We start from the raw sequence: 9,366 nt of genomic DNA, 5'->3' as shown, positions 1-9,366 counted from the left end.
TGGTAGGAGAAGTACCGCAAAATATTATGCAGGGAAAATTAGATGAAGCCAAGAAAGTAGCTAAGTGGTACAAAGATTTATTTGGAGAAGATTATTATTTAGAAATACAAGACCACGGTTTCCAAGAAGATAGGGTAGTAAATACTGGAATTGTTAAAATTGCTGAGAGATTAAAGATAAAAATAGTAGCGACAAACGACTCTCATTTTATTTCTTGTCGAGATGTAGAAGCACACGACGCTTTGTTGTGTATTAACACCCAAAAATTAATATCTGAAGAAAAGCGGATGCGGTATAGCGGTACCGAATATTTAAAGTCTGCTGAAGAGATGAAGCAACTATTTAGAGACCACTTGGAAAATGAAGTGATAGAAGAGGCAATTGCCAATACATTAAAAGTAGAAAAGAAAGTTGAAAAATATGAGGGAATATTGGGGGAGCCAAGAATTCCTGATTATCCGATTCCGCCAGACCATAATGCTGATACTTATCTAGAAAAACTTTCCTGGGATGGATTATTAGAAAGACTGAAACTTAAACAAAGAAGTGAAATTTCCGCAGTTTATAAAGAGCGGATGGAGACTGAATTGAAAGTTCTTCAGGATAAAGGTTTTTCTACATATTTTTTAGTGGTTTGGGATTACATAAAATATGCCAGAGATCAAAATATTCCTGTCGGTCCTGGTAGGGGAAGTGCTGCTGGTTCATTAGTTGCTTATTCTTTGCGAATTACTAATATAGATCCGGTGCATCATGGCTTGTTATTTGAAAGATTTTTGAATCCTGAAAGGAAGTCAATGCCAGATATTGATACAGACTTCTGTATTGAAAAGCGAGATGAAATGATTTATTATGTGACTGAACGGTATGGAGAAGAGAGAGTTGCTCAAATTATTACTTTTAACCGAATGACATCTAAGGCAGTATTAAAAGATGTGGGTAGAGTGTTGGGTGTTTCGTTTGGGGAAGCGAATAAAATGGCAAAGTTAATTCCTGTGGCAAGGGGTAAACCTGCAAAGTTAAAAGTGATGACTTCTGATGAGACTCCTTCCCCTGAATTTAAGGAAGCCTATGAGAATCAAGAAACACCAATTGAAGATAATGAAGGGGGAAAAGTTAGTACAATTTCTATCCGACAATGGATAGATATGGCGATTAGAATTGAGGGAACGAATAAAACTTTTGGAGTACACGCGGCAGGAGTAGTAATTTCTAAAGAACCTCTGGATGAAATTGTGCCTTTGCAAAGAAATAATGATGGTTCGGTGATTACTCAGTATCACATGGAAGATATAGAATCCCTTGGTTTACTGAAGATGGATTTTTTGGGATTGAAAAATTTAACTATTATCCAGAATACTGCCAACTTAGTTGAGACAAATCATCATCTACCTTTAGTTCCAGATGAGTTGCCAGCTAATGAAAGAAAAGCAATGGAAATTTTGGCAAGAGGCAATACTAAGAAAATGCCAGATGATGTGAAAAAGACTTATGACCTGATTAAGTCTGGAGATTTGGAAGGAGTATTTCAGTTGGAATCTTCTGGCATGGTAGATGTGGTGAAAAAATTGAAGCCTACTTCTATTGAAGATATTTCTTCTATCTTAGCTTTGTACCGTCCCGGACCTTTAGATGCTGGTTTAATTCCTAAGTTTATTGACCGGAAACATGGGCGGGAAGAAATTAAATATCAACATCCAAAGTTAGAGCCTATTTTGCAAGAAACTTATGGGGTTTTGTGTTTGCCGAAGGGAACTTTAATTGATAAACCAGATGGTTCGAGAAAGGCGATTGAAAATGTTAAAAGTGGAGAGGTAATTTTAACTTCGGATGGTAGGAAAGTTTGGGAGGCAAAAGTTGCTAAACAGTGGCGGAGTGGTGTTAAGGAAATATTGAAAATTACTTTGTCTAGTGGAACGGTAATTTATGCGGGAAAAAACCATCGCTTTTTAACGCCGGAAGGAGATAAGTTTGCTTGGGAGTTACAACCGGGAGTTAAGAAAGGCAATATTTATGGTTCTGCGGTTTATGAAAAATGGCAAGTTTCTAGTAACAAGAAAAGACTTGGTAAAAATGAAGCTTATTTATTAGGGTTATTAATAGGAAAGAATCATTTCAGTGAACGGTTATTATCGGTTAGCAGTTATCATTACTTCCAGCCAAAGCAGAAGACTTGGAATAGGGAATTTTCTTTTGTTTATCCTTTTAAAAGGGAAGGCTTGAGACCTTTTTTCTTTGGTCATATAGTTTCTTCAGCTCCCAAGATTTCCTGTTCAGCAGAAAAGGGTGGTTTTTGGGTGGAAAATTTGATTGATGAAACTTGGGGTGGGGAAGCTAAATATTATTTTGATACTCCTCGCCGACAGGTTTATTTAAATTCTAATGCTCAATCGAAATCTAGAAACCTAATCGAGTTTTTGGATGGTATTTATGGCAGTAGGAGTTGGCAGGTAAAATCTGTTGCCAAGCATTTACCAGAAGATATTTTGGATTATTCGGAAAAAGACCGAATAGATTTGTTGCGCGGTCTCTGGTATGGCGGTGCTTTTGATAGGGAAAAGTTGGTTTATTATGGGGGTTCTTCTCCTAGATTATTGTCACAAGTTGGCAAACTTTTGGGAAGTTTAAAAATTGATTATTATCTGGCAGATAATTATGTTGAGGTTTCTGACAAGTCTCGGTTTATTTATCTATTGGGAAACTCCCAAATGCTAAACCAACAAATAGAAGAAATTAGGGAAAATCATCTATATATTTTCCCTTTCTCTTTGGCAACTGGTTTAGAATATCCGACTCCCCAGACAGATAGTTCGAGTCAGAAAATTCTGGAATCTTCTCTAGCAAAAGCCACCTTATTTAAACAGACAAATTTCTCAGACAGAGCAAAGCTGGAAAATCAGGAAAAAGTCAGAGAAAACCATCTACAGATTTCCCCTTTCACTTTGGCAACTGGTTTAGAAGATTCGACTCTCCAGACGAATAGTTCGAGTCGGAAAAATCAGGAGTCTTTCCTGGCAAAAGTTACCTTATGTAGAAAGACAAATTCTCCCCAAAAATCTCATCTGGAAAATTGGGAAAAATTTGGGGAAACTCATCTACAAATTTCCCCTTTTACTTTGGCAACTGTTTTAGAAGATTCGACTTTCCAGACGAATAGTTCGAGTCGGAAAAATCAGGAGTCTTTCCTGGCAAAAGTTACCTTATGTAGAAAGACAAATCCTCCCCAAAAATCTCATCTGGAAAATTGGGAAAAATTTGGGGAAACTCATCTACAAATTTCCTCTTTGACTTGGGGAAGCAACTTAGAAGATTCGACTTTCCAGACGAATACGAGTCGGAAAACTTCGGAGTCTTTCCTGGCAAAAGTTACCTTATGTAGAAAGACAAATCCTCCCCAAAAATCTCATCTGGAAAATTGGGAAAAATTTGGGGAAACTCATCTACAAATTTCCTCTTTGACTTGGGGAAGCAACTTAGAAGATTCGACTTTCCAGACGAATAGTTCGAGTCAGAAAATTCTGGAGTCCTACCTGGAAAAAGCTATCTTATTTAGACAAACTAATTTCTCAGATAGACCCAAGCAAGAAAATCAGGAAAAAGTCAGAGAAAACCATCTACAGATTTCCTCTTTCACTTTGGCAACTGGTTTAGAAGATTCCGTTTCTCATACAGATAATCTGAGTCAGAAAATTCTGGAGTCTTACCTGGAAAAAGCTACCTTATATAGACAGACTAATTTTTCAGATAGACCTGAGCAGAACTCTTGGGAAAAAATTAGGGAAAACCATCTACAGATTTCCTCTTTCACTTTGGCAACTGGTTTAGAAGATTCCGTTTCTCATACAGATAATCTGAGTCAGAAAATTCTGGAGTCTTACTTAGAATATCCGACTCCCCAGACGGATAGTTCGAGTCAGAAAAATCAGGAGTCTTCTCTAGCAAAAGCAACTATATTTAGACAGACAAATTTCTCAGACAGAGGGAAGCTGGAAAATCAGGAAAAAGTCAGAGAAAACCATCTACAAATTTCCCGTTTCTCTTTGACAACTGCTTTAGAAAATTTGACTCCCCAGACAGATATTTCGAGTCAGAAAAATCAGGAGTCTTCTCTAGCAAAAGCAACTATATTTAGACAGACAAATTTCTCAGACAGAGCAAAGCTGGAAAATCAGGAAAAAGTCAGAGAAAACCATCTACAGATTTCCCCTTTCACTTTGGCAACCAACTTAGAAGATTCCATTTCTCATACAGATATTTCGAGTCAGAAAAATCAGGAGTCTTCTCTAGCAAAAGCAACTATATTTAGACAGACAAATTTCTCAGACAGAGGGAAGCTGGAAAATTGGGAAGAGTCTAACCAAGAAATCTACGAAAAAACTTATTTACAAGATGTCAGACTTGTTTATGTTATCTCTGTGGAAGAAGCAGGAGAAGCAGAATGTTTTGATTTAGAAATGGAAGACCAAAGCTCGCCTTATTTTTTAGCCGAAGGGGTAGTAGTTCATAATTGTTACCAAGAACAAATTATGAAAATGGCTCAAGATTTGGCAGGATATTCTTTAGGAGAAGCAGATTTATTACGCCGTTGTTTGAGTGGTTTTACAAAAGTAATAGATGCAGCAACAGGCAACTTGGTTAGTCTGAAAGAAATAGCTGCCAAACCTGAGTATTGGTTAAGTCGAAAAGTCTTTTCTTTAGACATCAAAAATCAAAAAATTGTGCAACAACCAATAACAGAAATTCATCCTAATGGTGTCCGAGATGTTTGGGAAATTACCACTCGTACAAATAGGAAAATTAGAGCTACAAACGACCACCTTTTTTACACAGTTTTAGGATGGAAACCTTTAAAAGATTTTTCTGTAGGCGATCGCTTAGGTTTACCAAAGAAAATTCCGATTAATCATAGCAGTCAAGTATCTGATGCTCAAATTAAACTTACTGCTTATTTAATAGGTGACGGACATCTAGAAGTTAGAAGTCAGAAGTCAGAAGTCAGAAGTTATTTCTGTAATAGTGATATGGAATTAATTACTGATTTTAATCGCTGCGCAAAAGAATTATTTGGCTCTTCAGCACCTATCGACCAACAACTACATACAGGAAAAAAATCAGTTAGTTATGTTCGTATAGGTTTTCTGTCAGCTTTTAATAATTGGGTAGATAATCATCTCAAACTTGCTAATTCAGGGGATAAAGAAATTCCTAATTGGGTATTTTCTTTGTCTAAGAGTCAGTTACAACTTTTCTTAGGAATTTTATGGTCAACAGATGGTAGGGACGTTGCATGCAACGTCCGTACAGACAAAACAATTGGGCATACAGATTACAACTCTACCTCAGAAGTTTTAGTCAGACAAATCCAACATTTACTTCTACGTTTAGGTATAGTTTCTCTGTTCAATATTAAGAAGATAAAATATAAAGGTAAACCTTATCTTTCTTATCGAGTTCAAATTACAGGGCGTGAGGATATGCTCAAGTTTTGTGAATTAATACAGCCATATTTGAGTAGTTACAAAAAGCAGATTTGTCAAAGTTGTTATTTAGTTACTACTCCTCATTCTTTATTCCCTACTCCCTACTCCCTACTCCCTACTCCTTTGAATTTTCAAAACACCCCAACTAGGAGTTTATCCCGTCATAAAGTTAATAGATTTGCGACAGCTTTTGCAGATGAAGAATTAAAATCCATTGCTAATTCTGAGGTATTTTGGGATGAGATTACTTCTGTAGAATATATTGGCAAAGAAGAAGTTTTTGATTTGACAATTTCTGAAACTCATAACTTCATTGCCAATGATTTTATAGTTCACAACTGCATGGGTAAAAAGAAGGTCTCGGAAATGGAAAAGCACCGAGAAATATTTATTGATGGTGCGACTCAAAGAGGAGTTCATTCTGCTGTGGCACAAGATTTGTTTGAACAGATGATTAAATTCGCTGAATACTGTTTGGCTTATGAGACAGAAATTATGACTGTAGAATATGGTGCTATTCCTATTGGTAAAATTGTAGAAAATCGAATTGAATGTACTGTTTATACGGTAGATAAAAATGGATATATTTATACACAACCAATCGCTCAATGGCATAATCGGGGTATGCAGGAAGTTTATGAATATAGTCTAGAAGATGGAACAGTTATTCGGGCAACACCAGAACATAAGTTTATGACTGAAGATGGTCAAATGCTGCCTATTGATGAAATTTTTGAGCGTAATTTGGATTTGAAGTGTTTAAAGATAAGGAATGAGGATTTATTAACTTCCATATTTCTTGGATAGAAGCATTTCAGTGCAATACTCCTAGGTAAAAATTATGGATCTTATTTAATTCTCATTCCTAAGCATTCAGTCATCAGCTATGATCTATGAGTTCTTAACTCATTATCTTGGAAAAAGAAATTAGTCTTCAAGAACTGAAATAAGAATGAAATTGGTAATCAGCTAAACTGAGTTGTTATATCATGTCCGGTTGAATAGTTATAAATAATTAGGGAGTCCTCAGGAGACAAGAGTAAGGAGTCATTAGAAAAGAATCGATTGGGAGACATGAGTTTTTTCATCACTAATTATCCGGACATCGTATTACTTAGTTCTTTAGGAAAAGCTTAATGCTAATAGCTGAATACTTACATTTAGAGAGTTTAGCAGAATAGGATTTTCCTATTGACTTTTGATTTTTGAGTTTATAGAAGCTATTTGGTGTCTTTGCCCGCGTCAAAATTTTTGAGTTACGAGTCGGGAGTGGAATAGAGGCAATACAGGAAAAAGATTGAAAAATACTCCCCTACTTTTAAGATTAGAATCAGATTTTTCCCATCATTAAATCTTTCCATCTATACCTTCTGAGTCTTAGTGGAAAATCACCAACATTTTCATTTTATGAAGCTCCTGAAAAAATCGCGCGTCAAAGGATTTTTGGTTCCATCCTCACAATTTTTGTGATATTATAAAATTAAACTGTGGTTGCTCGTCTATATGTATGACTTTTTATTCAACAAAAAATGGTTTCGAGGGCGATAAAGTTCCGCTTGGCGTTTCGGCTGTCGCCGACATGAAAGGCGGAGCAAGTGCAGCAGCTATAGCTATATCGCGAATGTTAATATCAAAGATACCACTCAGGGGTTCTATAGCAATTCCCAAAGTTATGAGGTACAGTTGTTTTTCTTCTTTTCTGTTCCCTGTTCCCTCAAACCTAAAATTTTGTACCTTACCAGTATGGGAATTGCTATATATAGTCACTCTTAGTTAGATAAAGCAAATTTAGAAAATCTTAAAAAGAGGGAATAGGGGGAAATAATTGATTTTTTCTGTAGGATATTTATTTGATTTTTTATTATTGGAGATATCTATTAGTTAGACAAAGTAAATTTATAAAATCTTACTTTTGACTTTTAAAAAGGAGTTATCGTCGTGGTTAAAATTGTTTCTCGCAAAAAGGCAAAAACAGAAAATGTTTACGATATTGGAGTAGCTAAAGACCATAACTTTGTCTTAGCAAATGGGTTAGTTGCTTCTAACTGCTTTAATAAATCCCATTCCACAGCTTATGCTTATGTAGCTTATCAAACTGCTTATTTAAAAGCTAATTATCCAGTCGAATATATGGCAGCTTTAATAACTGCAAATAGTGGCGACCAAGATAAAGTACAGAAATATATTGCTAATTGTCAGAAATTTAATATCGAAGTCGAACCACCAAATATTAATAAGTCAGAAGTAGATTTTACTCCTTTGCCAAAAGTAGCTACAGGAGAAACAAAAGATAAAATTTTATTTGGATTATCCGCAGTAAAAAATGTAGGAGAAGGAGCAATAGAAGCAATTTTAGAAGCCAGAAAAGAAGGAGGAAATTTTAAGTCTTTAGCCGATCTATGTGACCGTGTTAATCTTAATGCTCTGAATAGTCGTACTTTAGAATCATTAATTAAATGTGGAGCCTTCGATCAAATTGAACCAAACCGTCACCAATTAATTAAAGATTTAGAAGGTGTAATGAAATGGGCGCAAGATAGAAATAAAGACAGGGATATGGGGCAATTAAATTTATTTGATGTAGCTGAAACAACAATGCCAGCTTTTGATTCTGCTCCTAAACATTCCCGTGTTGATGATTTTCCAACCAAAGAAAAATTGCAGTATGAGAAAGAAATTTTAGGATTTTATGTATCTGACCATCCTCTCAAATATGCACAGGAACAAAACGAAATTCAAGATGCTATTTCTATTGCTCAAATGAAGGAAAAAAAATCTAAGTCAGCTATAAAATTATTGGTAATGTTAGCTGGAATTAAACATCATCTTACTAAAAAAGGCGACCGGATGGCATTTCTGCAAGTAGAAGATATGACTGGGCAAGCAGATGCCGTAGTTTTTCCAAAAATATATGAAGAAATCAAAGATTTACTGACAGAAAATGCTCTTTTAGTCTTGACTGGAAAAGTTGACAAGAAGGATGATGAAAGTCAGTTATTAGTAGATAGTGCAGAAACAATAGAAAAGGTAATGGCAGATGGAGTTGAACAAGAGGAAAAACCAGTCACAGAATTAGATAATTATCAAAATGAATCAACAGATGAAGAGATAAAAGTTCATCAATCTATTGCAGAAGTAGAAAAACCAGTAGAGCAATTAGAGAGTCAAAAAAATAGTCCGAAAAAAGAGGCTGAATTATTAATAAATGAAAATGATTCTGCCAAACCAAGACAAATAATTATCTTGCAACTGCCAGTACATAAGATTCCAGAAGATGATTCTTTGTTTGAAGATATTGAAGCTATTTTGAAAGAACAATCTTCTGGGAATGAGGAAAAAGCAAAGGTAGCAATAGGGGCATTAATATCTGATGAGAAACAACAAAAGTTAGTACAATTCGGTCGGGAATTTTGGGTAGAAGATGGGGAAACAACTATTAATCGTCTTAAAGATGCAAAATTTGAGGCTAAAATTTTAAATTGTGAAACGATTGATTCTAGGTAATTAATATCCTGTCATCTTTGCAGGATATCTACGCTATTGGATAATTAGCGATCAAAAAGTCTTTGTTTGTAGTTGCGCTTTAGCGCTCCATAAATATATCTAGCAGCGTTAAAGCTAACATTCAGCAATTAACAATATTGAAATACTTCTGTTTTTTTGCACCGTTACATGATATTAGACATAACTAATAGGATTTGGAAAACTTGATTCCTGATATTCAGTACCTTAAATTTACTGAAAAATTAAGGTATAAAGCCTATCCAGTTATCGATAAAAAAGAAAAAAATTCCTTTGAGATAATCCTTTTATTGATAAGAATAGATAATTAATTATTAATTGTTGAACAGTCACCTAAAACCTATTTAATTCTGTTTTAGATTTT

3 protein-coding genes are annotated in these 9,366 nt (G+C 35.1%); 2 read left to right on the top strand and 1 reads right to left on the bottom strand.

Going from position 1 to position 9,366, the window contains the following annotated elements; translation table 11 throughout:
- The coding region (gene dnaE / locus F6K22_RS20495; RefSeq protein WP_293101917.1) for a DNA polymerase III subunit alpha at positions 1 to 6,287 on the top strand (6,287 nt) is incomplete at its 5' end.
- A gap of 708 nt (positions 6,288 to 6,995) precedes the next feature.
- On the opposite strand, the gene F6K22_RS20490 is transcribed toward dnaE, so the two are convergent.
- Positions 6,996 to 7,247, bottom strand: coding sequence for a hypothetical protein (locus F6K22_RS20490; protein WP_293101915.1), 252 nt, complete (start codon positions 7,245 to 7,247; stop codon positions 6,996 to 6,998).
- 171 nt (positions 7,248 to 7,418) lie between these two features.
- On the opposite strand from F6K22_RS20490, the gene F6K22_RS20485 reads away from it, so the two are divergent.
- A complete protein-coding gene (locus tag F6K22_RS20485) occupies positions 7,419 to 8,984 on the top strand; it encodes a helix-hairpin-helix domain-containing protein (RefSeq protein ID WP_293101912.1) in 1,566 nt (521 codons plus the stop codon).
- The last annotated feature ends 382 nt before the right edge of the window (positions 8,985 to 9,366 follow it).

The sequence above is a fragment of the Okeania sp. SIO2F4 genome, from assembly GCF_010672385.1.
Classification (GTDB): Bacteria; Cyanobacteriota; Cyanobacteriia; order Cyanobacteriales; family Microcoleaceae; genus Trichodesmium.
The sequence above is the reverse complement of the archived record's forward strand: the minus strand, read 5'-3'. Positions and strand labels throughout refer to the sequence as shown.